Below are 26,688 nucleotides of genomic sequence, written 5' to 3' on the forward strand. Positions count from 1 at the left end.
GTCGTCCTCAGCGCTCGATGTGGTCCAGGTGCAGCATCCGGGCGAGGTTCTTGTCGAGCTCGTCGTCGCGGAAGATCTTCTTCCAGTCGTCCTTGATGATGCTCTCGCGACCGTAGTCCATCGCGATCAGGCACGCATCGCTGAACGGGTTGTCGCCGCGCAGACCGTTCGCGAGGGCGACCTGGGTGTGGCCGTACAGGATGCTGCGGGCCGCCGCCTCGGGCACGCCCATCGTGTGGATCGCCTCGTCGAGCGCCTCGTTCAGGAGCGACCCGATCATGCAGGCGACGGTCTCGACGAGGGTCGGCTCGAGCTGGGCGAGCTGCTTGATCGTCACCCAGTGCACGTCGATGACCGGCGCGTAGATGGCCCGCACGGTCTCTTCGACGATGCGCTGCTTCTCGGGGTCGTCCGACTCGATCGCAGCGATCGCGTCCTGCGGGGCCGCGATGCCGCCGAACGTGTCGGCCCACTCCTCCTTCGTGGTCCGCTCGAGGAAGACCGACGGGTGGCACGGGTGCGCGACGGCCTGGATGACGTCGTCGCACGTCGTGAGCAGGCCCGCGTAGGCGGCGGCCGGGTCGAGCGTCAGGACGATCGCGCCCGGCTTAAGCTGCGGAACGAGGTCGGCGGTCACCGGACCCAGTGCGAGGTCGGGCACGGCGAGCACGACGATGTCGGCGTCGGTGACCGCGTCGGCGGCATCCGTCAGCTCGCGCCCTGCGGCGATCGTGCGCTCGCGGCCGGCGGGCGAGTTCTCGACGTAGAAGACGGTGTGGTCGGTCTTCACGAGGTTGTTGGACACGCGCATGCCCATCTTCCCGCCTGCTCCGACGACGGCGATCGTGTGGCTCATCAGGTGCTCCTCAGGTATTCCAGGGTGGCGCGGGTCCATTCCCGCTCGGTTCGGACAGTGGTCTCGGCATCGCCCTGCCAGGGCAGCCAGTGCTCGACGATCTCGTTGACCTCGCGCTCGTTGACCTTGCGCTCGTTGACCTCGCGCTCGCGCGGCCGGACGGTCTCGAGCAGATGGGGGTAGTCGTGCAGGCCCTCGCCCATGCGGGTTCCCGTGAACGTGAAGCCGACCCAGCCGGGCTGCCGGGCGAAGGCGAAGTCCTTGACGTGGATGTTCGTGACGTAGGGCGCTGCCAGCTCGACGGTCTCGCGCGGCAGCTCGAGTCGCGCGACGACGTTGGCGGGGTCGAGGCAGACGCCGAGGGCGGGGCTGCCGATCGTTGCGATCAGGCGCGTCAGGTCGGCGGTCGACACCTGCTCGTAGGTCTCCAGGGCGAGGGATACTCCGGCCGCCTCGTAGGCGGGCAGGATGCCGCGCAGCCACGCCTCCGCCTGTGCCAGCGTCGGCCGGGAGTCGGGGGCGTAGATCATGCTGCGGACGAGCCGCGCGTCGAAGACGGCCGCGAGCTCGAGGAATCGGGTGAGCCGCTCGGGGGCGACGCCCTTCGTCCCGACCTCGATGGTCAGGCCGAGGTCGCGGGCTGCGGCGGCCGCATCGTCCAGCTCGACGTCGTCCATGAGCTCGAGCGGCGCGTAGTCGCAGATCTGAAACAGGTCGACGCCGAGCTCGCGGGTGCGCTCGAACGCGCCGACGAGCGAGAGGGGCTGGGGCGCACGGTCGGAGTGCTCCCACAGGAAGGCGTAGGTGCCGAGGCCGATCACGATGTAGCTCCGTCCGGGGTGCTGCGGGATGCCGCGAGCTCCGCGGCTTCGTCGATGACGCGGCCGAAGGCGGCGGCGTCGTGCGCGAACCGCCCGAGGAAGAGGCCGTCGACCGCGCCCTCGAGCCGCGCGAGCAGACCGGGCCCGGCCGATCCGCCGTAGATGACGCTCGATCCGACGCGCGCGGGGTCGGCGTCGAGCGCGGCCCGGAGCGCACGGCTCACGGCGACGATGTGCTCCGTCGGCGCGGGCTCGGGAGCCCCGATCGCCCAGACCGGCTCGTACGCCACGACGACCCGGCCCGCGGGAGCGCCCGCGAGGTCGGCGCGGAGCTGTGCGACGGTCGTGCGCGCCGCGGCCGGGGCATCCATCCGCTCCGACTCTCCGATGCACAGCACCGGGGTGATGGCGTGCCGCAGGGCCGCCGCGGCCTTGGCCGCCGTGATCTCGTCGGTCTCGCCGAAGAGGCGCCGGCGCTCGGCGTGGCCGACCTCCGTGAACGTCCCGCCCGACTCGGCGACCTCGGCCGCCGTGATCTCGCCCGTGTAGGCGCCCGGCTCATGAGCCGAGACGTCCTGGACGCCGACCTGGATGCCGGCGGGCGCGAGGAAGTCGCGGGCGTCGTCGAACTGGAGGTACGTGGGGATGACGAACACCTCGACGTCGCCGTTGCGCACGGCCTCATGGGCGCCCACGACGGCGGCGACCTCACCGAACCACACACGGGCGGCGCGTCGGCCGAAGTACGCCTTGAGGCTCACCCCGACGGTCACGGGGAGCATCAGCAGGATCCGGTGCTCTCGTATCGATCGATGACGGCCACCTTCTCGGCTGAGGCCGAGGCGGCGTCGAATCGGTAGGTCAGCCACTCGCGGACGAGGCGTCGGGCGAGCTCGATGCCGACGACGCGCTGGCCCATCGTCAGCACCTGTGCGTTGTTCGACAGGACGCCGCGTTCGACCGAGAACGAGTCGTGCGCCGTGACGGCGCGGATGCCGGTGACCTTGTTCGCGGCGATCGCGACGCCGAGCCCGGTGCCGCAGATCAGCAGGGCGCGGTCGGCCTCGCCGCGCGCGACCCGCTCGGCGGCCTCGATCGCGACGGTCGGATAGGGGGTGTGCCCGTCGGCGCCGACGCCGACGTCGACGACCGACGCGACGCCGTCGATGGCCTCGAGGTCGCGCTTGAGCACCTCCTTGTAGTCGAAGCCGGCGTCGTCGCAGCCGATGACGATGCGGAGCGGTTCGGTCATGACGGGTTCCTCTCGTGGTGGGTGAGCACGTCGCCGATGGCGGTTGCGATGAGCGCGAGCGAGTGCGCACCCGGGTCGGGGGTGCCGACGCTGTGCTGGCCGTGGGTGCGCGCCCGGCCCATGCGGGGCAGCAGGGCGGCGGTCGCGGCGGCGGCGGTCGTGGCGGCGGACGCCGCCGTGCGCCAGGCCTCGGCGAGCGTCGTTCCGGCGGCGACGCTCCTCGACAGCCCCGCGCTGAAAGGCACGAGCGCGTCGACCATCGTCTTGTCGCCGAGCTCGGCCTTGCCGTACGACATCACCCCGCGGGTCGCGGCGGCGACACCGTTCGCGACGGCCGCGGCATCCGGTCGGCCCGTGTCGCCGAGCGCGCTCGCGACCGAGGTGAGGATGACGCCCCACAGCGCCCCGGACGTGCCGCCGGCGCGGTCGGACCAGGCGTCCGCGGCGCGGGTGAGCGTCGTGGCGGCGCCCGCCCCGTCGGCCGCGGTCTCGTGGGCGGCAGTGCGGGCGGCGTGCGAGCCGCGCTGCATCCCGATGCCGTGGTCGCCGTCGCCCGCGATCGCGTCCATGCGTCCCAGCTCGTCGATGTGGGTGTCGACGGTCGAGGCGACCGCGTCGACGACCTCGACGATCAGGCGGGCGACGGACTGCGACTCGCTGTCGCCGGGGACGATCGCACTGTCGGCCTCGCCTGTTCCGGAGTCCTCGGGCCGAGCCGCCCGGGCGGAGGCGTCGGGCGCGACGGAACCGCGGCGGTAGGCGGGGGTGTCGACGGGGGTCTCCCACAGCTCGGCGAGCTCGTCGTCGAGCCAGAACAGCGTCAGCGAGGTGCCGGCCATGTCGAAGCTCGTGCAGTACTCGCCCACGTGCGGGTCGATCACCTCCAGGCCCGTCTCGGCGAGCAGTCGAGCTATGCGCCGGTAGACGACGAACATCTCCTCGTGCTTGAGCGAGCCCAGGCCGTTCAGGATGGGGACGACACGTCCGTCCGCGCCGTCGGGGCGCTCGGCGAGCAGCCTCGACACGAGCAGCTCGGCCAGCCCGTCGGCGGTCGGCACCTCGGCCTCGTCGATGCCCGGCTCACCGTGGATGCCGAGCCCAATCGCCATGCGCCGTTCGGGAACGCTGAACAGGGGCGCGGAGGCGCCGGGGAGCGTGCATCCCGAGAACGCGACGCCGAACGAGCGGGTGCGGTCGTTGGCGAGGCGCGCCACACGCGCGACGTCCGCGAGGTCGTACCCGGCGGATGCCGCACCCGCCGCGGAGCGGAACACGGTGAGGTCTCCCGCGATGCCGCGCCGCCGGTGCGCCTCGTCGGCTGCCGCACTGGCGATGTCGTCGGTCACCGCCACCGATTCGCAGGCGATGCCCTCGCGGCGCAGGCGCTCCTGCGCCGCGTCGAAGTTGAGCACGTCGCCGGCGTAGTTGCCGTACGAGAAGAGCACCCCGCCGCCGGAGTGGGCGGCGCGCGCCACGGAGTGGATCTGCTGGGTCGACGGCGAAGCGAACAGGTTTCCCATCGCGGCGCCGTCGGCGAGGCCGGAGCCCACGAGCCCGCCGAAGGCCGGGTAGTGCCCCGACCCGCCGCCGACGACGACGGCCACCCGGCCCTCGGGCGCGGGGGCGGTGCGGACCACGCCGCCCGAGACGCGCCGGACATAGCGCGCGTTGGCCGCGACGAAGCCCTCGATCATCTCGTCGGCGAAGTCGGCCGGGTCGTTCCACAGGCGGGTCATCGTGCCGCGGGTCCGTTGTGCGTCGCGGCTGTCGTCTCGCCTGTTCGCGGGACGGTCGCCGGTGCCATCCGGTCGCCGCGGGCGAGCAGTACCATCAGCACGGCCGAGACGAGCATCATCACGCCGACGATGACCATCGGCATCTCGTAGCCGCCGGTCCAGTCGCGGACGGCGCCGGTGATGTAGGGCGCGCTGAACCCGGCGAGGTTGCCGACGGTGTTGATGAGGGCGACGCCGGCGGCGGCTGCGGCTCCCGTGAGGAAGCGGGTGGGAAGGGTCCAGAAGTTCGGCAGGGCTGCGAAGATCGCACATGCGGTGATCGTGATCACGGCGATCGTCGCGGCGGGCGAGCCGGCGAAGAGCGCGAGCGGGATCGACACGGCGCCGGCCACGGCGGGCACCGCGATGTGCCAGGTCTTCATGCCTCGGCGGTGCGCATCGCGCGACCACAGCACCATGACGATCGCTGCGGGGAGGTACGGGATCGCGGTGATGAGGCCCTTCTGGAAGACGTCGAAGGTCTGGCCCGTCTGCTCCTGGAAGCCCTCGATGATCGTGGGGAGGAAGAACGCGAGAGCGTAGAGGCCGTAGATGAAGCCGAAGTAGATGAAGGACAGGGCCCAGACGCGACCGCTGCGGAACGCGAACCGCGCCGAGACGTGCTTCTCGCGGGCCTCCGTGGCCGAACGCTCGGCCGCGAGGGCTCCCGTGAGCCAGGTCTTCTCGTCCGCGGTCAGCCAGGTGGCGTCGGCGGGGGAGTCCTTCAGGTAGAACCAGGCGACGACGCCGACGATGACGGCGGGGATCGCGACGCCGAGGAACATGAACCGCCAGCCCTCGAGTCCGAAGAAGACGCCGTGCTGCTGGATGAGGGCGCCGGCCAGCGGGGCGCCGATCACGGTGGTGAGGGGCTGGGCCAGGTAGAAGAGCATGAGGATGCGGCCGCGGTAGCGCGAGGGCACCCAGAGGCTGAGGAACAGGATCGCCCCGGGGAAGAAGCCGGCTTCGGCTACGCCGAGCAGGAAGCGCAGGATGACGAGCTGCTCGAAGTTCTGCACCCACGTGAAGAGCACGGCGACGATGCCCCAGCTGACCATGATGCGTGCGAGCCACTTGCGGGCGCCGAATCGGTGCAGCGCGAGGTTGGAGGGCACCTCGAGCAGGATGTAGCCGATGAAGAACACCCCCGAGGCGAACCCGAACTGGGCGGCGCTGAGGGCGAGGTCGTCGTTCATGCCGTTCGGGGCGGCGAAGCCGATCGCCGTGCGGTCGAGGTAGTTGATGAAGAACATCAACGCCACGAACGGCACGAGGCGGATTGCGACCTTGCGGATCGCGGAACGGGCTACGGGTGATTCCGTTTCGGAAGAGGTGTCCACGCTGACTTCCCATCGTCGGTTGCGCGATGGGTTGCCTCATCGCTCGGCTAGTTTGGCAAACCGGTTGACCAATTGCAAACCCGATTCCGCCGGGTAGGTTGGTCGTCATGCCCGCCTATCGCTCCGACGGATCGCCCGACCTCGCGGCATCCCTCGCAGCGCTCCCGGCGCGCACCCCCGTCTCGGAGGTCGCACGACGTCTGCTCGACCTGTTCACGTCGGGCGATGTCGCACCGGGCACGCGGCTGCCGCCGGAGCGCCAGCTCGCCGCGACGCTCGAGGTCGGGCGGTCCGCCGTGCGCGAGGCGCTCGCGGCGCTCGAGATCCTCGGGATCGTCGACGTGCGCCCCGGCTCGGGCACGTACCTGCGCGGCGCGGCGAGCGAGCTGCTGCCCCAGACGCTGCGGTGGGGACTGCTCATCGGCGAGCGGAACACGCACGAGCTGATCGAGCTGCGATCGGGGCTGGAGATCTACGTCGCCCGTCTCGCGGCGGCGGCGGAGGGCTCCGGCGACCTCGAGGCCCACGTCGAACGGATGCGGTCGACGCTGAGCGACCTGGGCGCCTTCGCCCGCGCCGACCTCGCGTTCCACCATGAGCTCGCCCGCATCGCCGGCAACGCCATGCTCATCGATCTGCTGCACGTCGTGCGGTCGCTGCTGCAGGTCTACGCCGACCGCGCGGTCCACGACGACGAGCAGGCCCGCCGCGCGCTCGCCGAGCACGAGGAGATCGCCCGTGCCGTCGTCGCCGGCGATGAGGATGCCGCCGCCTCGGCCATGGCCGCGCACATGGCCACCGCCGCCCGCCGCATCGCCCCCTGACCGCCCGCGGGCCCCTGGTCAGTCGGCGAGGCGGGTGAGGCGGACAGCCATGTAGGGGCGGCCGGGAAGCTCGACGCGCAGCTGACCGCGATGCTCACCCGGCACCGGCTCGACCGTCATGTTCCAGGTGTCGATGACCTCGACCCGCCACGACCCCTCGTCGAGCATGACATTGCGGAACCGCGGGCGGTTGAAGCCGAAGTAGCCGACCTTCACGGCTCCCGCGACCCCGCCCCAGGGAACGTCCCAATCGCTCGGCAGGGGGTCCCAGACCCCGGTCGGCGACTCGTCCTGCAGGCGCTCCAGGAAGGCGATCCGGTCGGGTGACGAGCCGTGCAGCTCACCGCCCTTCGACCACCAGAGGATCTCGTCGTCGCGGCCGTGCGCGGGCGGGTAGTAGGTCTCGCCGTGGCCGACGTAGCCGCCGCGCACCGCGCCCTCCCAGAAACGCCGCGTCATCTCCTCGCCGGTGATGTTGCCCCAGCCCTGATCGATGTCGCCCTCGTAGGCGCACTCGTCGATGACGACGGGCTTTCCCCACTGCTCGCGCCACTGGTCGGTGTTCTCGGCCGTGCGGTAGACGTCGACCCGCTGGATGCTGACGTGGGTGATCCAGGGCCTGTCGTAGTCGTAGACCGGTCGGCAGTTGTGGATCGAGTTCAGGTGGCCGAACGCGTCCTCCTCGCCGACGACGGCGGCGAGCCGCTCCCAGTCGTCGAGGTCCTTCGACCAGAGCAGGTCGTACTCGTTGGCCATCGACCACCAGACGTTCGCATACCCCGACAAGCGGCGCACGACGTAGCGCAGGTACCGCTCGTCGACGGCGGGACCGAGATCGGCGAAGCCCCACCGGTCGTAGGCGTGGAAGAGGATGACGTCGGCCTCGATGCCGAGCTCGCCGAGCTGCGCGATCCGCTTCTCGAGCCGGCGGAAGTGCGCGGGGTCGAACCGCTCGAGATCGAACCCGTCGGCGAGGCTGCCGACGAAGGGAAAGTCGGCGGGCTCGTCGCTGTTGTAGAGGTACGACTTCGGGAAGACGCACATGCGGAGCTTCGCGAACGACGCGGCCGCGAGCGTGGCGAGTGTCTGTTCCTGCAGGGCGTCGGGCTGGTGGGTCCAGGCGTAGGCGGTCGTTCCCAGCGGCCGGTGCCGCGTGCCGTCGGCGTGCCGGAAGTGGAACCCGTCCACACGAACCGGGCCGTGCGAGCCCGCCCGCGCCGCGACGACCTCGACGCCGCCCGTGATGCCGTCGAGCGAGCGCGCCGTCGACCGGGTGCGGAACGTCCAGGTCCCGACCGTGTCGGCGAGGGCGCGGATGACGTAGACGCCGTCGCCGTCGTAGAAGCCGCCGACCCGCACCTCGGCCCCGTCCCGCTCGAAGACCGCGTCGAGCTCGACGTCGACGAAGGGGTTGCCGTGCGTCGGCCCCGTCAGCCGGATCTCGATCGGATCCCACAGCGCCGCGCTCGCCGGCACCGAGAGCGACGCCGATCCGCGCGCGACGTCGTCGCTCTCGTACGACGGGTCGGGGTCGATCGCCGGCGCATAGGGCGGGCGAGGCGCGCCACTGCCGACCTCGGCGAGGGCGGCGAAGAAGCGCTCGCGCTCGGCGAGGTCCTCGAGCGCCGGCACGATGGCGACGAGCTGGCCGAGACGTCCGCCCCGGAACTGCGTCGCCATCGGCGAGGCGGCGACCCCGGGCATGTATCGCTCGAGGATGGCGCGCGCGGCGGGATCGTCGAGGGCTTCACCGAAGGTCGTGGCGCGGTCGAACATTCATGCCTCCTGGGCGGGGACGGGTGGGCGGGGGGCGGACGGGGTGGCGTGACGGGCGGGCGGAACAGGCGGATCAGCGCGCGGTGGCGTCGCGGATGGCGGAGTCGACGGCCGTGAGCAGATCGGGCGGGCTGAACATGAGCACGGAGCTCACCGTCCGGCCCGCGCCCCAGCGGGTCTCGTCGCGCACGGACGGCACTCGCTCCGGGGCGTGGCGCTCGAGCGCACCGAGCAGCGCGTCGTACGCCCGCGGGTCGTCGATCACGTCGGCGAGCGACGCGCTCAGGCCGTCGAGCGGGCGGGGCTCCGGCGGGGTCTCGGCGGGGAAGCGCCACTCGTGCGTTCCCGACCCGACGTCGGCGCGCAGGCCCGGGAGGTCGACGTCGGCGCGCGTGTTCGGCGGCACGACAGCGGTGACCGCGACCTCGTCGCCCTCGCGGCGCCACGCCACGCTCGCCTCGCCGTACGGCGTGAGGTGTCGCGCCGCGGCGTGGTCGAGCGAGCGCAGTGCGCGTGGCGCGATCCGCAGCCGCCGGTAGCCCGGGGCCGCCGGGGCGAGGCCCGCGACCGTCCGGTGGAGCCAGTCGGCGACCGCGCCGAGCGCGTAGTGGTTGAACGAGGTCATCTCGCCCGGATTGACGCTGCCGTCGGGCAGCAGCGAGTCCCAGCGCTCCCAGACGGTCGTCGCGCCCTGCGTGACCGGGTACAGCCACGACGGGCACTCCGTCTGCGTCAGCAGACGCTCGGCGGCATCCCGTCGTCCGCCCTCGGTGAGGGCGTCGGCGACGAGCGGTGTGCCGACGAACCCGGTGCCGATGCGGTAGCCACCTTCGCGGACGAGGTCGGCCAGCCGGGTCGCGAGCGCCGCGCGCACTCGGTGGTCGACGACGAGGTCGAACTCGAGGGCGAGCGCGTAGGCGGTAGGTGCGTCGCTGACCATCCGGCCGGCGGGCGTGACGTACTCCGCGACGAAGGCCGAGCGGCTGCGCTCCGCCAGGGCCCCGTAGTGCGCGGCGTCCGCGTCGAACCCGAGCAGCCCGGCCGCGTCGGCGACCTGCCGCAGCGAGCGGGCGAAGTAGGCGCTCGCGACGATGTCGGAGTCGACCTTCGCCTGGCCCGGCTTGTCGGGCGGGGCGGCGGGGTCGAGCCAGTCGCCCAGTTGCATGCGTCCTGCCCACAGCCCGCTCTCGCCCGCATCCGCTGCCACCGCGTCGACCCACGAGCGCATGCTCGGGTACTGAGCGGCGACGACGTCGCGGTCGCCGAAGCGCTCGTGCATCACGCTGGGCACGACCGTCGCGGCATCCCCCCAGGCGGCCGGGCTCACCCCGAACGCCCCGAAGGCCGTCAGTGCGGCAGGGACGACGACCGGAACGGAGCCGCCGCTGCGGCGCTGCTCGTGAGCGAGGTCGCGCAGCCACGACGTCAGGAACCCGGCGCAGTCGTAGAGGAAGGATGCCGTCGGTGCGAAGACCTGCAGATCGCCGGTCCAGCCGAGGCGCTCGTCGCGTTGCGGGCAGTCGGTCGGGATCGAGAGGAAGTTGCCGCGCATCCCCCACACGATGTTCTCGTGCAGCCGGTCGATGAGCGGGGCCGACGACGCGAACCACCCCGTGCGCGTCATGTCGGTGTGGAGGACGACGGCTTCGACGCCGGCCGGGTCGATGTCGAAGCCGGTCACCTCCGCGTAGCGGAAACCGTAGAAGGTGAAGCGGGATTCGAGCACGTCGTCGTCGCCGGAGAGGTCGAACGTGGCGGTGGCCGCCGCGTTGCGGAGCGGCCGCAGCGCGAGCTCGCCATGCTCGAGCACCTCGGCGTGGCGGATGACGACGCGCTGACCGGCCCGGCCGCGCACGCGTAGGCGGATCCGGCCGACGAGGTTCTGACCGAAGTCGAGGATGCGGCCGCCCGAGGGCGTGGTGAGCACCTCCGACACCGGGAGCGTCTGGGTGCGTCGCACCGGCGGAGCGATGCGCGCCTCGGGGGTCGGCACGTTCTCGTAACCGGGGCGTGCCGCCGCGCCGACCCGAGCCGTCCAGAACGCGGTCGCCGTGCGCGCGAGATCCTGGTGCTCGCCGGCGTAGATGCCGGAGTCGACGATCGGCCCGTCGCCGGCCGCCTCCCATCCCGCTCCGGTCGCGGCGAGGGTCTCGATCGTGCCGTCGTCGTACGTCACGCGCAGCTGCGCGAGGAACGACGGCTGGTCGCCGTACAGGCGGTCGGCGAACGCGAAGAAGCCGTACTTCTCGGTGTACCAGGCACCCGCGAGCGTCGCGGAGAGCTCGTTCTCGCCGTCGCGGAGGAGGTCGGTGACATCGACGGTCTCGTGCACGAGACGATCCCGGTAGGCGGTCCATCCCGGGGCGAGCACCTTGTCCGAGACGGGGGTGCCGTTGATCTCGGGCTCGGCCGAACCGAGCGCCGTCCAGAAGAGGATCGCGCGGGCGACGGGGCGGGCCGGCCGGAACCGGGTGCGGACGACGGCGGGCTGGGCCGCACGCTGCGGATCGGCGAGCCCGACCGGCTCGGCGACCCACTCGCCATCGGCGAGGAAGGCCGCCGCCACGACGAGGTCGTCGCTCCAAGGCGTCACCGTGCCCGAGACGCCGGAGACCCGGATGCGCACGCGCCGCGTCTCGCCGGGCGCGAGCGGGGCGAAGGGCCACGCCACGAGCGCGCTCTCGTCGTGCTCGAACGCGACCGGGCCCGAGCCGTCGTCGATCTCGGCCCGCTGCTGCAGCCATGCGGGCTCGTCGGTCCGGACGGTCCAGCTCAGCCGCGGTGTCGGGGTGGCGACGAAAGCGGTGTCGTCGCGCAGCTCGGCGCGCAGCGTCGCTACGGCGGCGCTCATGCGTCGCCCAGGATGCGGCCGAGCCGCGCGGCCAGCGCCACAGCGCGCGGATCGGCGCCGCCGGGCCAGGGCCCGCGGGCGATCGTCCAGGCGAAGGCGAGCCCCGTGTCGGGATCGACGCAGGCGAGCGCGCCGGCGGCTCCGTCGTGACCGAACGCGCGCGGTCCGCCGAAGGCGAGCTGCTGCGACGGCTTCTGGAAGACGATGGCGTGCGCACGGTCGTGCTGGTGGAGCACTTCGTCGTAGCCGCGGACCTGCTGCTGGCCGATCACGGCCACGGTGTCGGCGCTCAGCACCGGTGCGGCGTCGTCGACACCCGTGACCATGGCGGCGAACAGTCGGGCGAGGCCGCGGGCCGAGCCGGTACCGCTGCCGGCGGGATGCCCGTAGCGCCAGCTCCGCGGGGAGTTGGCGAGGTCGAGGCCGCCCGCGGCGGGGGCGAACACCTTCGGGCCGAGTGCCGATGACGACCGCTCCGCGGTGTCGGAGACGGGCCGTATCATCGGCAGCACGTCGACGCGTCGGTGCTCGAGCTCCGTCGGCAGCCCGAGATGGAAGTCGATCGCGTGGGGCGCCCGGATCTCCGTCTCGTAGAACTCGTGCAGGGTGCGGCCGGTCACGCGGTGTACGAGCTCGTCGCCGAGGCTGCCGATCGTGATCGCGTGGTAGCCGAAGGCGCTGCCGGGGTGCCAGAACGGTGTCGAGTCGGCGAGTCGCGCCGCGGCGGCGTGGTGGTCGAGCAGCTCGTCCCACGTGAGGGGGTCATCGGTCTGCGGAAGGCCGGCCTGATGCGACAGCAGCTGACGGACGGTGACGGCCCCCTTGCCCTTCGCCCCGAATTCGGGCCAGTAGTGCGCGACGCGCTCGTCCAGGTCGATCTCGCCCCGCTCGACGAGCAGCCCGACCGAGAGCCCGATCGTGTTCTTCGTGACCGAGTACGGCACGATGACGGAGTCGCCGTCGAGGTGCGGGCCGCCCCAGGCGTCGAGCACGGTGCGGCCGCGGTGGATCGCCGCGACCTGGAAAGACAGATCGGGATCGGCGGCGAGCATCTCCTCGAGCTCGGTCACGACCGCGGCGAGGCGGTCGTCGGCCTGCCCGCGCAGGATGCCGGTCAGCTCGGTGGTCAGCTCGGTGGTCGACTCGGTGGTCATGCGGGAACCTCCCACTCCGCGGTGAGCGGGAGCTCGGCCACCGACGCTCCCGTGTGCAGGGTATAGGTGCCGGGCTCGACGACCCAGGCGCCGTCCCAGTGAGCCAGGCGACGCGGGGCGACCGGGATCTCGACCGACACGGTCTGTCCGGCCTCGGCGCGCACGACGGCGAAGCCGACGAGCCAGCGCACCGGCCGGTCGACGACGGAGCCCTCCCGTTCGGCGTAGACCTGCACGACCTGCCTGCCGGCGCGATCGCCGGTGTTGGTGAGGGTCACCGCGAGCGCGTCGCCGCGGCGTTCGGCGGCATCCCATCGCCAGGTCGTGTAGCCGAGTCCGTGCCCGAAGGCGAAGGCGGGCTCGACGTCGTCGCGCAGCCAGGCCCGGTAGCCGATGTGGATGCCCTCGTCGTAGCGCAGCACGCCGTCGGTCGGCGTCACGTCGGTGACGGGGACGTCCGACAGCGCGGCGGGCCAGGTGGTGGGAAGGCGGCCGCCCGGCTCGGCGGCGCCCGTGACGATGTCGGCGAGGGCGTGGCCGAACTCCTGGCCGCCGAAGTAGCCCTGCAGCACGGCGGCGACGTCGCCGGCCCAGGGGAGCACGACCGGCGAGCCGGCGTTGACGATGACGATCGTCGGAGTGCCCGTCGCCGCGACCGCCCGCACGAGGTCGTCCTGGCGGCCGGGGAGGTCGAGGTCGGCCCGGTCGTACCCCTCGGACTCGACCTTGGAGTTCGTGCCCACGACGACGACCGCGACCTCGGCCGCCGCGGCGGCCTCGACCGCACGGGCGATCAGCTCGTCGGGGTCGGTGCGCTCGGGGGCGATGCCGACCGTGGCCGAGAAGGCGCCCGCGATCGCACCGCTGCCCGCCCGAGCGAACTCCACGCGGATGTCGACGGGGGTGCCCGCCGTCACCGTGACCGGTGCCGTGAGCGAGGGCGGGTTGAGGAACGCCGCGCCGAGGTCGGTGCCGGTCAGCACGGGAGTGTCGTCGAGGCGCAGCTCGCCGTCGACGAAGAGGCGGCCGGGGTTCGCCCCGGCGAAGCCGAGCTCGATCTCGCCGGACTCGTCCGGGGTGAGGCGCGTCTCGTAGACGATCGTCGAGCTCTCTCCGATCGGAGCGTCGCCGCCGAACCACACGAGAGCGGTCGAGCGCCGGTTCTCGGCGAAGATCTCGCGGCCGGCGGCATCGAGGAAGCTCACGCGCATGCCGGGCTCGCCCGTCACCGGGTTCGTCAGCTGCGACAGCGGCAGCTCCGCGACGCCCTCCTGCACGACGGCGCCGATCTCGAAGCGCACGTCGGCGTCCGGGAGGGCTTCACGCAATCCGTCGAGCGGCGAGACCACGCGCTCGGGGACGACCGTCGCCGACCCGCCGCCCTGGGTCCGGGCATCCCGCGCGTTCTGTCCGAGGACGGCGACCCGGCGGAGGACGGCGGCGTCGAGCGGCAGCGTCCCGTCGTTGCGGAGCAGCACGGTCCCGGCGACGGCGGCCTCCCGCGCGAACGCGACGCCGTCGACCGGGGCCGTCTCGCGCGGGGTGCTGTCGCCGAGGGCGCCGACCCGCTCGGCGAGCAGCAGGATGCGCAACACCTTGCGGTCGAGGTCGGCCTCGTCGACCCGGCCGTCGCGCACCGCGGCGACGAGGTCGGCGTACGCCGGCGCCGGGCCGGGCATCGCGAGGTCCTGGGCCGCGGGCACGGCGCCGAGCGAGCGCACGGCGGTCCAGTCGCTGATGACGACGCCGTCGAAGCCCCACTCGGAGTTCAGCGGGGTCTCGAGCAGGTCGTTCTCCGTCATCGTGACGCCGTCGACGGAGTTGTACGAGCTCATGAGCGCCCAGGCGCCCGCGTCGGCGACGGTGCGCTCGAACGGGGCGAGGTAGAGCTCGCGCAGCGCGCGGGCGTCGACCTGCACGTCGACCGTGAAGCGGTCGGTCTCGGAGTCGTTGGCGACGTAGTGCTTGGGGGTCGCGGCGACCCCGTTGTCCTGCAGGCCGCGGACGTAGGCGGCGCCGAGCTCGCCGGTGAGCTCGGGGTCCTCGGACAGGCACTCGAAGTGACGTCCGCCGAGCGGCGAGCGGTGCAGGTTGATGGTCGGGCCGAGCACGACGTCGACGCCCTTGCGGCGGGCCTCCGAGGCCGACGCCGCGCCGTAGCGGTAGGCGAGATCGGCGTCCCACGACGCCGCGAGCGCCGATCCGGAGGGCAGGTTCAGCGAGGGGTCGCGCTCATCCCATCGCGGTCCGCGCACGCCGGCGGGGCCGTCGGAGAGGGTCATCGCCCGCAGCCCGATCGCCGGTAGCGGCACCGTCGTCCAGAAGTCGGCGCCCTGGACGAGGGCGGCCTTGTCCTCCAGCGAGAGCCGGTCGAGCAGGGGACGGAGGTGTTCGGTGGACGCGGTCACGGGGACTCCAAGCGAGAGGGGGTGAGGGGATGGATGCCGGGGCGCCGGAACGGGAGCCCCGGCATCCGTTCAGGCTGCGCCGCGCGCGGCCTCCGACGAGAGGAACGCGCGTCGGGCGGCGCGACGCTCCTCCTGCCGATCGGGGTCGGGAACGGGCGCAGCCATGAACAGGCGCTGCGTGTACGGGTGCTCCGGCCGCGCGGTGACCTGGTCGGCGTCGCCCGACTCGACGATCTCGCCGCGGTACATCACCGCGACGCGGTGGCTCACATGGCGGACGACCGCGAGGTCGTGCGTCACGAAGAGATAGGCCACCCCGGTGCGTTCCTGGATCTCGATGAAGAGATCGAGCACCCGGGCCTGGGTCGACAGATCCAGGGCCGAGACCGGCTCGTCGCAGACGATCAAGCGGGGACGCAGCGCGAGCGCGCGGGCGATCGCGACGCGCTGACGCTGACCTCCCGAGAACTCGCGCGGAAGACGGCTGCGCGCGTCCGCGGGGAGGCCGACCTGGTCGAGCAGCTCGCGGACGCGGTCGCGGGCCTCGCGCGTGCCGACCCCGGCCGCCGTGAGCGGCTCGGTGAGGATCTGCTCGATCGTCATCGACGGGTTCAGCGACGAGTACGGGTCTTGGAACACGACCTGGATGTCGGCGCTGAGGGGGCGCCGCTCGCGCCGGGACAGGTGCGAGATGTCGCGGCCGTCGAAGACGATCGAGCCCTCGGTGACGGGTGCGAGGCCGAGCGCGGCGCGTCCGAGCGTGGTCTTGCCCGATCCCGATTCGCCGACGAGCCCGACGGTCTCTCCGGGCAGGATGTCGAGCGAGACCCCCTTGAGGGCGCGGAACGGCTCGGCTCGGAAGCCCTTGCCGGGGTACTCGACGACGAGGTCGGAGACCTCGAGCAGCGGAGCGGTCATGCGCTCGCTCCCTTCGTGGCCAGCGCCGGGCGGGCGGGACCCTCGTCGAGGATCGCGTCGAGCAGCGCGCGGGTGTACGGATGACGTGCGTCGTGGAAGATCGAGCGCACCGGGCCCTGCTCGACGAAGCGCCCGTTCTGCATGACCGTCACGCGGTCGCACAGATCGGCCACGACGCCGAAGTTGTGGGTCACGAGCAGCATCGCCATGTGGCGCTCCGCCTGGAGGTCGCGGAGCAGGTCGAGCACCTCGGCCTGGACCGTGACGTCGAGAGCCGTCGTCGGCTCGTCGGCGATGATCAGGTCGGGGTCGGTCGAGACCGCCCCGGCGATCAGCACGCGCTGCGCCATCCCGCCCGACACCTCGAACGGGTAGGCGTCGAACGTGCGCCGGGGCTGGGGGATGCCGACGCGCGCGAGCAGGTCGAGCGAGCGCTCGGTCGCATCCTTCTTCGACAGGCCGAGCGTCGTGCGCAGGGGCTCGACGAGCTGACTGCCGATCGTGAAAGCGGGGTCGAGGTTGCTCATCGGCTCCTGCGGGATGTAGCCGATGCGCTTGCCGCGCACGCCGGCGTAGACCCGGTCGGAGGCGTCGGCGAGCTCGATGCCCTCGTAGCGGATCGAGCCGCCGGTCACCCGGCCGCCGCGGGGGAGGAGGCCCAGCACGCCGAAGGCGGTCTGCGTCTTTCCCGAGCCCGACTCGCCGATGAGGCCGTGCACCTCGCCCCGGCGGATGTCGAGCGAGACGCCGTGCACCACCTCGATGTGCGAGCCATCGGGCTGGTCGTAGCCGACGTGCAGGTCGCGGATCTCGAGCACACGTTCGGTCGCCTTGCTGCGTGCGTCCTCGGGGTGGACGATGACGCCCGCCCCCTCGACGACGGGCAGCTCGTCGAGGTCCTCGATGGGCTCGCCGCCACCGGTCGACACCGAAGTGGTGACGGCGGCGACCGAGCCGGTCGCGGTGGTGACGGCACGACGACGCTTGCGGCGGACCGTCACGGTGCGCTCGAGCTCGTCGCGCATGACGTTGGCGAGGAGCGTGAGCGCGATGCACGTCAGGGCGATCGCGAGCGAGGGCCAGATCATCAGGACGGGCGTCTTGTAGATGTTCTTGAACCCGTCGGTCAGCATCGAGCCCCACGTGGGCACGTTGACGTCGCCGAGCCCGAGGAACTCGAGGCCCGACTGGATCGCGAGGGCGATGCCCGAGATGATCGCGCCCTGGATGATGATGGGCGCCCGGACGACGGCGAGGACGTGGCGGCCGATGATGCGGCCGTCGCCGAGCCCCGAGACGCGGGCGGCGTCGACGTACAGCTCGCCGCGTACCGCTGTGACCGCCGCGTAGACGAGCCGGAAGAAGGCGGGGGCGAGCAGGATGCCGAAGATCAGCATCGAGATCCACACGGACGGGCCGAGCACGGCGCGTGCCGCGAGCAGCACGACGATGCCGGGGAGCGCCATGTTCAGCTCGGTCACCCACGTGGCGACGGTGTTGAACCACCCCTGGTAGTAGCCGGCGATGAGCCCGCTGACGACGCCCAGCATCACGGCCACGACGACCGCGATGAGGGCCGCGGCGACGCTCGTCTGCGTCGCCGCGAGCAGCCGTGACAGCACGTCGCGGCCGCTGCCGTCGGTGCCGAGGAGGTGCGCGGCGCTGGGCGGGGCGAGGATGCTGCGGATGTCGGCGAAGTTGGGGTCCTGCGGCGCGATCGCGGGGCCGATGATCGCGATGACGGCGACCAGCAGCAGGAACAGCGCCGAGACGACCCCGAGCGGCTTCTTCAGCAGGCGGCGGAACAGGTTCACCCGCACGGGGGCGATCGGGACGGCGGGAGGGACGTCGACGGCGGTCATGACAGTCTCACCTTCGGGTTCAGAGCGGCCTGGGCGAGGTCGATCAGGAGGTTCACGATGACGACGATGATCGCGAAGGCGATCACGAGGCCCATGACGACGGGGACGTCGCCGAGGGTGGTGGAGCGGACGCTCAGCTGCCCCATGCCGGGGATGGCGAAGATCTGCTCGACCACGACCGCGCCGCCGAGGAGGCCGACGAACTGCACGGCCAGGACGGCCAGCGCCGGTCCGCCCGCGTTGCGGAGGACGTGCTTGTAGATGACCGAGCGCATGCCGAGGCCCCGCGAGCGGAGCGTGCGGACGTAGTCGCGAGACATCGCGTCGATGACCGAGCCGCGCACCTGTGCCGCGACCGTCGCGATCGCGCCCAGTGAGAGGGCGACCACGGGCAGGGTCACCGAGGCGATCCATCCGGTCGGCGATGTCGTGATGGGCACGTACCCGGTCGCCTTGAACCACCCGAGGTTGATCGCGAAGACGAGCACGAGCAGCAGGGCGATGAGGAAGCCCGGCACGGCGAATCCGACGAGCGAGAGGAACTGCACGGCCCCGTCGACGATGCCGCCGCGGCGCGCGGCGAGCACACCGAGGACGACGGCGAGGATGGCGGAGACGACGGTCGCGCCCAGGACGAGCGAGAGCGTGACGGCGAGGCGCCCGCTGACGCTCACCGAGACGAGCTCGCCCGTGAACCAGCTGCGGCCGAGGTTCCCGGTGAGGGCCGAGGCGACCCAGTCGCCGTACTGGACGAGGAGGGGACGGTTCAGACCGAGTTCCTCGGTCTTCTTCGCGACGGTCTCGGCGGTCGCGTTCTCGCCCAGGATGCGGCGGGCGATGTCGCCCCCGCCGGCGTAGAGCAGGACGAACGCGAGGAACGAGATCACCGCGATCAGCACGACGCCCGAGAGCAGGCGCCGCAGGATGAATGTGAGCATGATGCCTTCCCGAAGGTGGTGCCCCCGGCGCGGGCGGTGCGTGGCTGCCCGCGCCGGGGGAGTCTGATCAGTTCTTCGGCGAGAAGTCGAAGATCGACGGGTAGGCGTTGGTGGGCCAGAACTCGAGGTTCGTGTTCGCGTCGGTCGCGAACGTGCCCTGCACCCGGAAGAACGGCGCGAACCACGCCTCGTCGACGAGGTACTTGTTGAGGTCCTTCAGCGCCTGGTCCGACTCTTCGGGCGTTCCGAACTGCACGGTCTGGATGTAGCCGTCGACCGTCGGGTCCTGGTACTTGAAGGGGTTGAACGTCGCGTCGGGGCCGACCATGAAGTTGATCAGCTGCCAGTCGGGGTTCTGCTCCAGGGCCATCCAGGTGGCGGGGTACTTCGGCGCCAGCATGTCGGTGATGAAGTTGCCGGTGCCGGGGTCGGTGTAGTTGACCGTGATCCCGATGTCGGACAGCTGCTGGGCGACGAGGTCGAAGGTGGTCTGGAAGGCCGGGGTCGACATCATGTTGAGTGTGAACCCGTCGGGGTAGCCCGCCTCGGCGAGGAGGTCCTTCGCGGCATCCGGGTCGTACGGGTAGGTGCTGTCGAGCGCGGCGTCGTATGCCACGGAGGTCTCGGGGAACACCTGCTCGGTGACGGTGCCGTAGCCGCTCTGCAGCGACGCCAGCAGCGCCTCGCGGTCGAAGGCCATGTTGATCGCCTGGCGCACCTTCACGTCGGCCAGCTCGGGGGCCATCGTGCCGGCCCGGTCGAGCAGCAGCAGTCCCTGGAAGTCGAGCTCGTTCGACTCGATGGTCCAGCCCGCGCCCTCGACCTCGGAGATCGTGTTGTTGTCGGCGATCTTCGCGCCGTTCGCCTCGCCCGCGCGGACGGCGTTGACGGTCGCGGTGACGTCTTCGAGGACGTTGATCGTGAGGTTGTCGTACTTGACCGCGTCGGCGTTCCAGTAGTCGGGGTTGGCGGTGTAGTTGTACGTCGTGCCCGTCACCGAGGAGGCGGTGTCGAGGATGTACGCGCCCGAGCCGATGGGGTCGGTCGCCGAGTCGGGGTCATCGAACGTCGACGGGGCCTGGATCAGGCCCGGCGCGATCGAGAGCAGGTTGATCAGCGAGGGGTCGGGCGCCTCCTGCGTGATCGTCACCGTCGTCGCGTCGACAGCGGCGAACTCCTTGCCTGCGAGAGTCGCGGCCTGCGGGGCGGTGCCGTCGCGGAAGTGCTCGAGGCTCGAGACGACCGCCGCGGCGTCGAGGTCGGTGCCGTCGGTGAACTTCACGCCCTCGCGGAGCGTCAGGGTCAGCACCGTGTTGTCGTCGTTGTACGACCACTCGGTGGCGAGCCAGGGCTGCGTCTCACCGGACGAGTCCTTCGACAGGAGGGTGTCGAACACGGCCTGGAAGAAGGGGCTGCGGTTGCCCCATTCCGCGCCCTGGCCGATGTCGTAACTCGTGGGGGCGGCGATCGCCGTGAGGGTGAGCCGGTCGGCGCGACCGCTCTCGCCGCCGGATCCGTCATCCGTCCCCGCGCACCCCGCCAGAGCGAGTGCGGCGACGACCGTGAGGGCTGCTGTGGCCTTCCATCGGAACATCTTTGGTCCTTTTCTCGGGAGAGGCGATACCCCGGTGGATCGCCCTGGCCGTGGACGCTAGCACCAAATCCGAGCGGTGACTAGATTTTTGAAACGAATTTCTACCGATCGCTAGGTTTTCGTTATCCGAGCGGGCAGACTGGCCTCCGTTCGCCGATGAGGGCGACCACGGACAGATGGACGATGATGACGACGACCGACGCGACGGCGCCTGAACGCCGTCGACGGCGCGGCACCTACGCGAAGACCGAAGCCACCCGCCAGGCGATCCTGGATGCCGCTCTCGAGGTGTTCTCGCAATCCGGCTACCGCGCCGGATCGCTCCGCGACATCGCGATGCGGGTGGGCATGAGCGAGGCCGGGCTGCTCCACCACTTCCGGAACAAGAGCGCGCTGCTCGAGGCCGTGCTCGAGGAGCGCGACGACCGCGCCCGGGCGCTGGTTCCGATCGAGTCGGAGGACGGGGCCGAGGTCCTGCGGGGGCTGGTCTCCCTCGCGGCGCACAACGCCTCGACGCCCGGCGTCGTCGAGCTCTACACGACCCTGTCGGCCGAGGCGACGTCATCCGATCATCCGGCCCACGGCTACTTCGTCCGCCGGTACGAGTACACCCGCGGCAACATCGAGCGGTCGTTCCGGACGCTGCGCGACGAAGGGCGCCTGCGGCACGGGATGACCCCGCGTCGCGCGGCCATCACCGTCGTCGCCCTCATGGACGGGCTGCAGGTGCAGTGGCTGCTCGATCGCGACGCGCTGGACATGGCGGGTGAGCTGCGCGCCCTGTTCGCGAGCTTCGTCGACATCGACTGGTCGGTCGAACAGGGCGCGGAGCAGCCCGCGTGATCCGCGTGCCGTTGCTCGACGGATGGACCGTCGGCCCCAAGCTCGGGCCGTTCGAGTCGGCCGGCGACGGCCGGGCGCCCGTCGGCGTGACGCTGCCGCACGACGCGCTGCGCGATCTCCCGCGCACCCCCGACGAACCGCAGGGCGTGCACACCGGCTACACCCCGGGCGGCGTGTTCGAGTACGCGCGGTCGCTCGACGTGCCCGTCGACTGGCGCTCGCGCACCGTCCTGCTGGAGTTCGAGGGCGTCTATCGTGACGCCGTGGTCTTCGTGAACGGCGCCTTCGCCGCGCACGAGGCCAGCGGTTACGCCGGCTTCTCGGTCGTGCTCGATCCCTTCCTCCGCTTCGGTGCCGTCAACCGCATCACCGTCGAGGCGCGCGCGCATCGTGACTCGCGGTGGTACTCGGGGGCGGGGATCTACCGTCCGGTCCATCTCGTCGTCGCCGACCCCGTGCACATCCCCCTCGACGGGGTGCGGGTGGAGACGCCCGACATCGACGACGAGCGGGCGGTCGTCGCCGTCGCGACGGAGGTCGCGAACACGACCCGCCACACCGCGCTCACGCGTGTGAGCTGGCGCATCACCGCGCCCGACGGGGCCGTCGTCGCGCGGGGCGAGTCGCCCGTCACGGCCCTGCCGGGCGAGCGCGCCGTGGCCCGAACGCGCCTCGTGGTCGACGCGCCCCGCCGGTGGGACGTCGAGAGCCCTGAGCTCTACCGCCTGCACAGCACGCTGACCTCCGCCGACGGCGCGCTGCTCGACGAGGACGACACCGACTTCGGCATCCGCTCGCTCCAGCTCGACCCGCGGCACGGCCTGCGTCTGAACGGGCGCTCGATCGACCTGCGCGGGGCGTGCGTGCACCACGACAACGGGATGCTCGGGGCGGCCACCGAGCCCGCGGCCGAGGATCGGCGCGTCCGGCTGCTCAAGCAGGCCGGGTTCACGGCGCTGCGCAGCGCCCACAATCCGATGAGCCGCGCGATGCTCGCAGCGTGCGACCGGCAGGGGATGCTCGTCATGGACGAGCTCACCGATGCCTGGACCCGGTCGAAGGCTCCGTTCGACGCGACGATCACGTTCGCCGAGCGCTGGAGCGACGACATCGCGGCCCTCGTCGCGAAGGACCGCAACCACCCGAGCGTCGTCATGTACTCGATCGGCAACGAGATCCTCGAGCTCGGCACGCCGCTCGGCGCGACCTGGAGCCGACGCCTCGCCGAGCGGGTGCGCGAGCTCGACCCGACGCGTTTCGTCACCAACGGGATCAACGGCATCATCGCGAACCTCGACCGCATGGCCGAGGCGCGCGACCAGCTTCCCGACGCCAACACGATGATGGCCGACATGGGCGAGCAGATGGGTCTCATGAACGCCTCGCCGCTCGTCAGCGCGTCGATCGAGGAGTCGGCGGCGGTGCTCGACGTGGTCGGGTTCAACTACGCCGATTCGCGCTACCGGCAGGACGCCCTCGAGCATCCGAACCGCGTCATCGTCGGTTCCGAGACCTTTCCCGAGCGGATCGACGTGATGTGGGGCCTCGTGCGCGAGCTGCCGCACGTCATCGGCGACTTCACCTGGACCGGCTGGGACTACCTCGGAGAAGCCGGCATCGGCCGCGTCGACTACACCGACGAGCCCGGCTACATGCCCACCGGCACGGCGGGCCCCTATCCCTATCGGCTCGCCGGGTGCGGTGACATCGACATCACCGGATTCCGCCGCCCGATCTCGTACTACCGCGAGATCGTCTACGGGCTGCGCCGAGACCCCTATATCGCGGTGCACCGACCGGAGCACCACGGCCGCCCGACCGCGACGACACCGTGGTCGTGGACCGACACGGTGGCTTCGTGGTCGTGGGGTGCGGCATCCGGCGCGCCCGTCACCGTCGATGTCTACGCGGATGCCGACGAGGTCGAGCTGTTGGTTGACGACGAGAGCGTCGGGGTCGCGCCGGTCGGCCGCGAGAAGGCGTTCCTCGCGCGTTTCGAGACCCGCTACCGTCCGGGCCGCCTCGTCGCCGTGGCGCGCCGCGGCGGTGCGGAGATCGGTCGACACGAGCTGCCCACGGCGGGGCCGGTCGCGCTCGTCGCGCGAGCGGAGGACGCGGTCGTGGACCGCGATGCACTGGCGTTCGTCGCCCTGACGCTCGAAGACGACGGCGGAGTCGTGGTCTGCGACCGCGACGTTCCGGTGACGGTCGAGGTGACCGGGTCCGGGGTGCTGGCGGGCATCGGCTCGGGGCGGACCGACAGCGAGGAGTCGTATGCCGGTCCCGTCTTCACGACCTTCGACGGACGTCTGCTCGCGGTCGTGAAGCCCACCGGGATCGGGACCGTCTCGGTCTCGGCATCCGCCCCCGGCTTCCCTCCCACATCCGCCACGTTCCAGGTCTCTTCTCCCTGACGAGCCGCGAGAGTGCGCGAATGCACGGTGCGGGCGGGTCCGGACCGTGCGGATGCGCATCCTCGCGGTGCTGAGCGGGGGGATAGGGGATGAGAGAGAACTCATCGGGGGGAGAGGGGCGGTCGCTTAGGCTCGTCGGGACGCAGGAAAGCGCATTCCGATGGGATCGATTCGATGAAGAACAGACTCCGCTCCACGCTGCTCGCCGGCCTCGCCGCGGGAACGCTCGCCACGGCGACCCTCACCGTCGGGGGCGTCGCGACGCTCCCGGCCGCGGGGGCCGAGGCGGCGCCACCCGGGCCCGTGCCCCGGCTCGAAGCACTCGATCGCGGCCTCGTCGCCGTGCCGACCGAGGAAGGGGTGTTCCTCAGCTGGCGCCTGCTCGCGGGTGAGGCCAGCGGTGCGGGCGAGACCGGGCTCACCGGCACCGACTTCGTCGTGTACCGAGGCGACGAGCCGATCGCCATCGTCACCGACAGCACGAACTACCGCGACGACGCCGGGACGGCGGCATCCGTCTATCGCGTGGCGCCGGTGACGGCGGGCGTCGAGGCGGCGAAGAGCGACGCCGCGATCACGATGGACGGGGGCTTCCTCGACGTCGCGCTGCAGCGACCCGACGGCGGCGTGACGCCCGCGGGCGAGGAGTACACCTACTCGGCGAATGACGTCTCGGTCGGGGACGTCGACGGCGACGGCCGCTATGAGTTCATCGTCAAATGGGATCCCTCGAACTCCAAGGACGTCTCGCAGGTCGGATACACCGGCGGGGTCTACATCGACACCTACAGCCTCGACGGGCGTCTGCTGAACCGGCTCGACCTCGGCCCGAACATCCGCGCGGGTGCGCACTACACGCAGTTCCTGGTCTACGACTTCGACGGCGACGGCCGCTCCGAGACGATGCTCAAGACCGCGCCCGGAACGAAGTCCATCACCTACGCCGATGACGGGTCGATCGCTTCGGAGCAGTACATCACGATGCCCGCTGAGGACGTCGCGGCCGGGTACGCACACACCGACGACTACCGGATGAGCGCCGCCGACTACGCCGACCATCTCGTCGAGGTGTTCCGCGGATGGTCGACGCGCGACGAGGTCGTCTCGGGCCAGTGGCCCGCTACGCTCGAAGCCGCCTTCGGCATCGAGCCGCGGTACGACTACCCGCTGTCGGATGCCGATGCCCGTGCCCTCGTCGACCACTTCATCGACGTGTACGCCCCGAGCCGCAGCGCGCGCAACGTCCTGCGGAGCTTCGAGGGCTTCATCCTCGACGGACCCGAGTACCTCACCGTGTTCGACGGTGAGAGCGGAGCCGAGCTGCAGACCGTCCGCTACGAGCCGGACCGCGGCGACGACGGCCTGCTGTGGGGCGACTACGCGATGGCGCGCATCGAGCCCGGCAACCGCGTCGACCGGTTCCTCGCCGGCGTCGCCTACCTCGACGGCGAGCGGCCGTCGGCGGTCTTCGCCCGCGGGTACTACACGCGCACGACGATCGCGACCTACGACTGGGACGGCGATAACCTCGTCAAACGCTGGTTCGTCGACAGCGGGCACGCGCCCATGACGAACCCGTTCAACGACGGCCCTCACGGCGTCGACGGCACCGATCCCGTGTACGGCACCATCACGACGCAGGGGTTCCACAGCATGTCGGCGGCGGATGTCGACGGCGACGGTCGCCACGAGATCGTCTACGGCTCGGCCACCCTCGACGACGACGGCAGCCTGCTCTACAGCTCGTTCGCCGAGATGCCCGAGGGATCGGCGACACCCGGCGAGATCGCGCGGCTCGGTCACGGCGACGCGATGCACGTCGCCGACATCGACCCGTCCCGCCCGGGCCTGGAGATCTTCACCGTGCACGAGGGCGGGGCGTACGCGCCGTATGGCACAGCGCTGCGGGATGCCGCCACCGGCGAGGTCATCTTCGGTGCGTACTCGGGTCGCGACACCGGACGCGGCATGATCGGCGATGTCCGTCCCGACGTCCCCGGCCTGGAGGTCTGGTCGAGCATGCCCGGCGGGACGGATGCCTCGGGTCTGCTCACGGCGCAGGGCGAGGTGCTCTCGGCGGCGACGCCGGGCACCAACGCCTCGATCCGCTGGGCGGGTGATCTGACGACCCAGATCGTGAACGGCAGCGGCGATGTCACCCCGACGATCGACGACTGGGCGCGCGGCGCCGTGCTGACGGCATCCGGAACCCTCGCCAACAACGGCACGAAGGGCAATCCCGGCCTCGTCGCCGACGTGCTGGGCGATTGGCGCGAGGAGCTCGTCGTGCGGACGGTCGATTCGTCGGCGCTGCGGGTCTACGTCTCGACCGAGCTCAGCGCGCACAAGCTGTACACGTTGATGCACGATCCGCAGTACCGCGCCGAGGTCGCCCGGCAGCAGACGACCTACAACCAGCCGAGCTACACCGGGTTCCACCTCGCGTCGGGCATGGACTTCGGCGGCGTTCCGCTGCGGCCCGCCCCCGCGCCCGTCGCGGCTCCCGGCATCGGGGTGGACTCGGCCGGGGTGAACGTCACCTGGACGACGACGGATGCCGGCGCCTCGGCCACCGGCTTCACCGTCACGCTCCGCTCGGCGGCGGGCGAGACGGTCGAGCAGCAGGTCGGCGCCGACGCCCGCACCGCGCGGTTCGCGCAGGTGCCGGCGGGGGAGTGGGCCGCGACCGTCACCCCCGCGGGAGCCTTCGGCTCGGCGGCACCGTCGCAGCCGTCGGCGACGGCCACGGTGCGCGCGGGGCAGCCGGTGCCGCTGCGGGTCAGCGCCCGGTCGCAGTGTGTGAACGGAGCGGTGCACGTCGCGGTCCACGCGGCCAACCAGGCGGGCGCCCCCGTCGACGTGCGGCTCGCCGCGGTCGGCGGCGACCATGCGCAGCAGAAGGTCGCGGCGGGCGATGCGGCGTACCGGCTCTTCGACTCGGGGCGAGACTCGCTCGTGCCCGGATCGGCGACGGTCACCGCCTACCAGTGGCTCGACGGGGTGGGCTACCACGCCACCTACGACGTGCCCTACTTCGCCCGGATGTGCTGACGCGTCTCGCT

Annotated in this window: 18 protein-coding genes; 4 read left to right on the forward strand and 14 right to left on the reverse strand. The window is 71.7% G+C overall.

Features of this window, described 5'->3' with window-relative positions; genetic code table 11:
- Positions 1–7: 7 nt before the first annotated feature.
- Genes AA0Y20_RS05435 through AA0Y20_RS05460 form a run of 6 tightly spaced genes read right to left on the reverse strand, consistent with a single transcriptional unit; the run spans position 8 to position 6,044 of the window.
- Positions 8–856: a phosphogluconate dehydrogenase C-terminal domain-containing protein gene (locus AA0Y20_RS05435; RefSeq protein WP_412937919.1), complete on the reverse strand. Its 849-nt coding sequence runs from the start codon at positions 854–856 to the stop codon at positions 8–10.
- Entirely contained in the window at positions 856–1,677 is an 822-nt protein-coding gene (locus AA0Y20_RS05440; protein ID WP_412937920.1) for a sugar phosphate isomerase/epimerase family protein, read from the reverse strand. Before AA0Y20_RS05440 ends, AA0Y20_RS05435 begins: the two co-directional genes overlap by 1 nt.
- Complete coding sequence (locus AA0Y20_RS05445) at positions 1,674–2,459, reverse strand: triose-phosphate isomerase family protein (RefSeq protein ID WP_412937921.1); 786 nt, start codon at positions 2,457–2,459, stop codon at positions 1,674–1,676. The genes AA0Y20_RS05440 and AA0Y20_RS05445 overlap by 4 nt, the downstream gene beginning before the upstream one ends.
- On the reverse strand, positions 2,459–2,929 hold the full coding sequence (locus AA0Y20_RS05450; protein WP_412937922.1) for a ribose-5-phosphate isomerase: 471 nt from the start codon (positions 2,927–2,929) through the stop codon (positions 2,459–2,461). The genes AA0Y20_RS05445 and AA0Y20_RS05450 overlap by 1 nt, the downstream gene beginning before the upstream one ends.
- On the reverse strand, positions 2,926–4,665 hold the full coding sequence (locus AA0Y20_RS05455) for a dihydroxyacetone kinase family protein (RefSeq protein ID WP_412937924.1): 1,740 nt from the start codon (positions 4,663–4,665) through the stop codon (positions 2,926–2,928). The genes AA0Y20_RS05450 and AA0Y20_RS05455 overlap by 4 nt, the downstream gene beginning before the upstream one ends.
- Positions 4,662–6,044, reverse strand: a complete 1,383-nt coding sequence (locus AA0Y20_RS05460; protein WP_412937926.1) for an MFS transporter — start codon at positions 6,042–6,044, stop codon at positions 4,662–4,664. Before AA0Y20_RS05460 ends, AA0Y20_RS05455 begins: the two co-directional genes overlap by 4 nt.
- A gap of 107 nt (positions 6,045–6,151) precedes the next feature.
- Between AA0Y20_RS05460 and AA0Y20_RS05465 the strand changes: the two genes are divergently transcribed.
- Positions 6,152–6,868 (forward strand): FadR/GntR family transcriptional regulator, encoded by a 717-nt coding sequence (locus AA0Y20_RS05465; protein WP_412937928.1) that lies wholly within the window; start codon positions 6,152–6,154, stop codon positions 6,866–6,868.
- Positions 6,869–6,886: 18 nt separating this feature from the next.
- On the opposite strand, the gene AA0Y20_RS05470 is transcribed toward AA0Y20_RS05465, so the two are convergent.
- The 8 genes from AA0Y20_RS05470 to AA0Y20_RS05505 form a co-directional block, all read right to left on the reverse strand.
- Positions 6,887–8,644 carry a DUF5605 domain-containing protein gene (locus tag AA0Y20_RS05470; protein ID WP_412937930.1) on the reverse strand — a complete coding sequence of 586 codons (1,758 nt, stop codon included), beginning with the start codon at positions 8,642–8,644 and terminating at the stop codon, positions 6,887–6,889.
- A 73-nt stretch (positions 8,645–8,717) separates the two neighbouring features.
- A complete protein-coding gene (locus AA0Y20_RS05475; RefSeq protein WP_413332186.1) occupies positions 8,718–11,495 on the reverse strand; it encodes a family 78 glycoside hydrolase catalytic domain in 2,778 nt (925 codons plus the stop codon).
- Positions 11,492–12,649, reverse strand: coding sequence for a serine hydrolase domain-containing protein (locus AA0Y20_RS05480; RefSeq protein ID WP_412937933.1), 1,158 nt, complete (start codon positions 12,647–12,649; stop codon positions 11,492–11,494). Before AA0Y20_RS05480 ends, AA0Y20_RS05475 begins: the two co-directional genes overlap by 4 nt.
- Positions 12,646–14,931 (reverse strand): beta-glucosidase, encoded by a 2,286-nt coding sequence (locus AA0Y20_RS05485; RefSeq protein WP_412939709.1) that lies wholly within the window; start codon positions 14,929–14,931, stop codon positions 12,646–12,648. Before AA0Y20_RS05485 ends, AA0Y20_RS05480 begins: the two co-directional genes overlap by 4 nt.
- Before the next feature lie 195 nt (positions 14,932–15,126).
- Entirely contained in the window at positions 15,127–15,975 is an 849-nt protein-coding gene (locus tag AA0Y20_RS05490) for an ATP-binding cassette domain-containing protein (RefSeq protein WP_412937935.1), read from the reverse strand.
- A complete protein-coding gene (locus tag AA0Y20_RS05495; protein ID WP_412937936.1) occupies positions 15,972–17,837 on the reverse strand; it encodes a dipeptide/oligopeptide/nickel ABC transporter permease/ATP-binding protein in 1,866 nt (621 codons plus the stop codon). Before AA0Y20_RS05495 ends, AA0Y20_RS05490 begins: the two co-directional genes overlap by 4 nt.
- Positions 17,834–18,775, reverse strand: coding sequence for an ABC transporter permease (locus AA0Y20_RS05500; RefSeq protein ID WP_412937937.1), 942 nt, complete (start codon positions 18,773–18,775; stop codon positions 17,834–17,836). The genes AA0Y20_RS05495 and AA0Y20_RS05500 overlap by 4 nt, the downstream gene beginning before the upstream one ends.
- 67 nt (positions 18,776–18,842) lie before the next feature.
- Positions 18,843–20,369, reverse strand: coding sequence for an ABC transporter substrate-binding protein (locus AA0Y20_RS05505; protein ID WP_412937938.1), 1,527 nt, complete (start codon positions 20,367–20,369; stop codon positions 18,843–18,845).
- Positions 20,370–20,552: 183 nt separating this feature from the next.
- Between AA0Y20_RS05505 and AA0Y20_RS05510 the strand changes: the two genes are divergently transcribed.
- The 3 genes from AA0Y20_RS05510 to AA0Y20_RS05520 all read left to right on the forward strand — a co-directional run bounded on the left by AA0Y20_RS05510 (position 20,553) and on the right by AA0Y20_RS05520 (position 26,677).
- A complete protein-coding gene (locus tag AA0Y20_RS05510) occupies positions 20,553–21,212 on the forward strand; it encodes a TetR/AcrR family transcriptional regulator (RefSeq protein ID WP_412937939.1) in 660 nt (219 codons plus the stop codon).
- Entirely contained in the window at positions 21,209–23,626 is a 2,418-nt protein-coding gene (locus tag AA0Y20_RS05515; protein ID WP_412937941.1) for a glycoside hydrolase family 2 TIM barrel-domain containing protein, read from the forward strand. The genes AA0Y20_RS05510 and AA0Y20_RS05515 overlap by 4 nt, the downstream gene beginning before the upstream one ends.
- A 174-nt stretch (positions 23,627–23,800) precedes the next feature.
- Positions 23,801–26,677, forward strand: a complete 2,877-nt coding sequence (locus AA0Y20_RS05520; protein WP_412937942.1) for a rhamnogalacturonan lyase — start codon at positions 23,801–23,803, stop codon at positions 26,675–26,677.
- Positions 26,678–26,688 lie beyond the last annotated feature (11 nt).

It is taken from the genome of Microbacterium pratiae (assembly GCF_047302165.1).
GTDB lineage: Bacteria > Actinomycetota > Actinomycetes > Actinomycetales > Microbacteriaceae > Microbacterium.

Bases quoted from the DNA above. Each gene is read 5' to 3' on its own strand.
- AA0Y20_RS05435 (WP_412937919.1), bottom strand. From the start codon at position 856: ATGAGCCACACGATCGCCGTCGTCGGAGCAGGCGGGAAGATGGGCATG.
- AA0Y20_RS05445 (WP_412937921.1), bottom strand. From the start codon at position 2,459: ATGCTCCCCGTGACCGTCGGGGTGAGCCTCAAGGCGTACTTCGGCCGA.
- AA0Y20_RS05450 (WP_412937922.1), bottom strand. From the start codon at position 2,929: ATGACCGAACCGCTCCGCATCGTCATCGGCTGCGACGACGCCGGCTTC.
- AA0Y20_RS05455 (WP_412937924.1), bottom strand. From the start codon at position 4,665: ATGACCCGCCTGTGGAACGACCCGGCCGACTTCGCCGACGAGATGATC.
- AA0Y20_RS05465 (WP_412937928.1), top strand. From the start codon at position 6,152: ATGCCCGCCTATCGCTCCGACGGATCGCCCGACCTCGCGGCATCCCTC.
- AA0Y20_RS05470 (WP_412937930.1), bottom strand. From the start codon at position 8,644: ATGTTCGACCGCGCCACGACCTTCGGTGAAGCCCTCGACGATCCCGCC.
- AA0Y20_RS05475 (WP_413332186.1), bottom strand. From the start codon at position 11,495: ATGAGCGCCGCCGTAGCGACGCTGCGCGCCGAGCTGCGCGACGACACC.
- AA0Y20_RS05480 (WP_412937933.1), bottom strand. From the start codon at position 12,649: ATGACCACCGAGTCGACCACCGAGCTGACCACCGAGCTGACCGGCATC.
- AA0Y20_RS05485 (WP_412939709.1), bottom strand. From the start codon at position 14,931: ATGACCCTCTCCGACGGCCCCGCCGGCGTGCGCGGACCGCGATGGGAT.
- AA0Y20_RS05490 (WP_412937935.1), bottom strand. From the start codon at position 15,975: ATGACCGCTCCGCTGCTCGAGGTCTCCGACCTCGTCGTCGAGTACCCC.
- AA0Y20_RS05495 (WP_412937936.1), bottom strand. From the start codon at position 17,837: ATGACCGCCGTCGACGTCCCTCCCGCCGTCCCGATCGCCCCCGTGCGG.
- AA0Y20_RS05500 (WP_412937937.1), bottom strand. From the start codon at position 18,775: ATGCTCACATTCATCCTGCGGCGCCTGCTCTCGGGCGTCGTGCTGATC.
- AA0Y20_RS05505 (WP_412937938.1), bottom strand. From the start codon at position 20,369: ATGTTCCGATGGAAGGCCACAGCAGCCCTCACGGTCGTCGCCGCACTC.
- AA0Y20_RS05510 (WP_412937939.1), top strand. From the start codon at position 20,553: ATGATGACGACGACCGACGCGACGGCGCCTGAACGCCGTCGACGGCGC.
- AA0Y20_RS05520 (WP_412937942.1), top strand. From the start codon at position 23,801: ATGAAGAACAGACTCCGCTCCACGCTGCTCGCCGGCCTCGCCGCGGGA.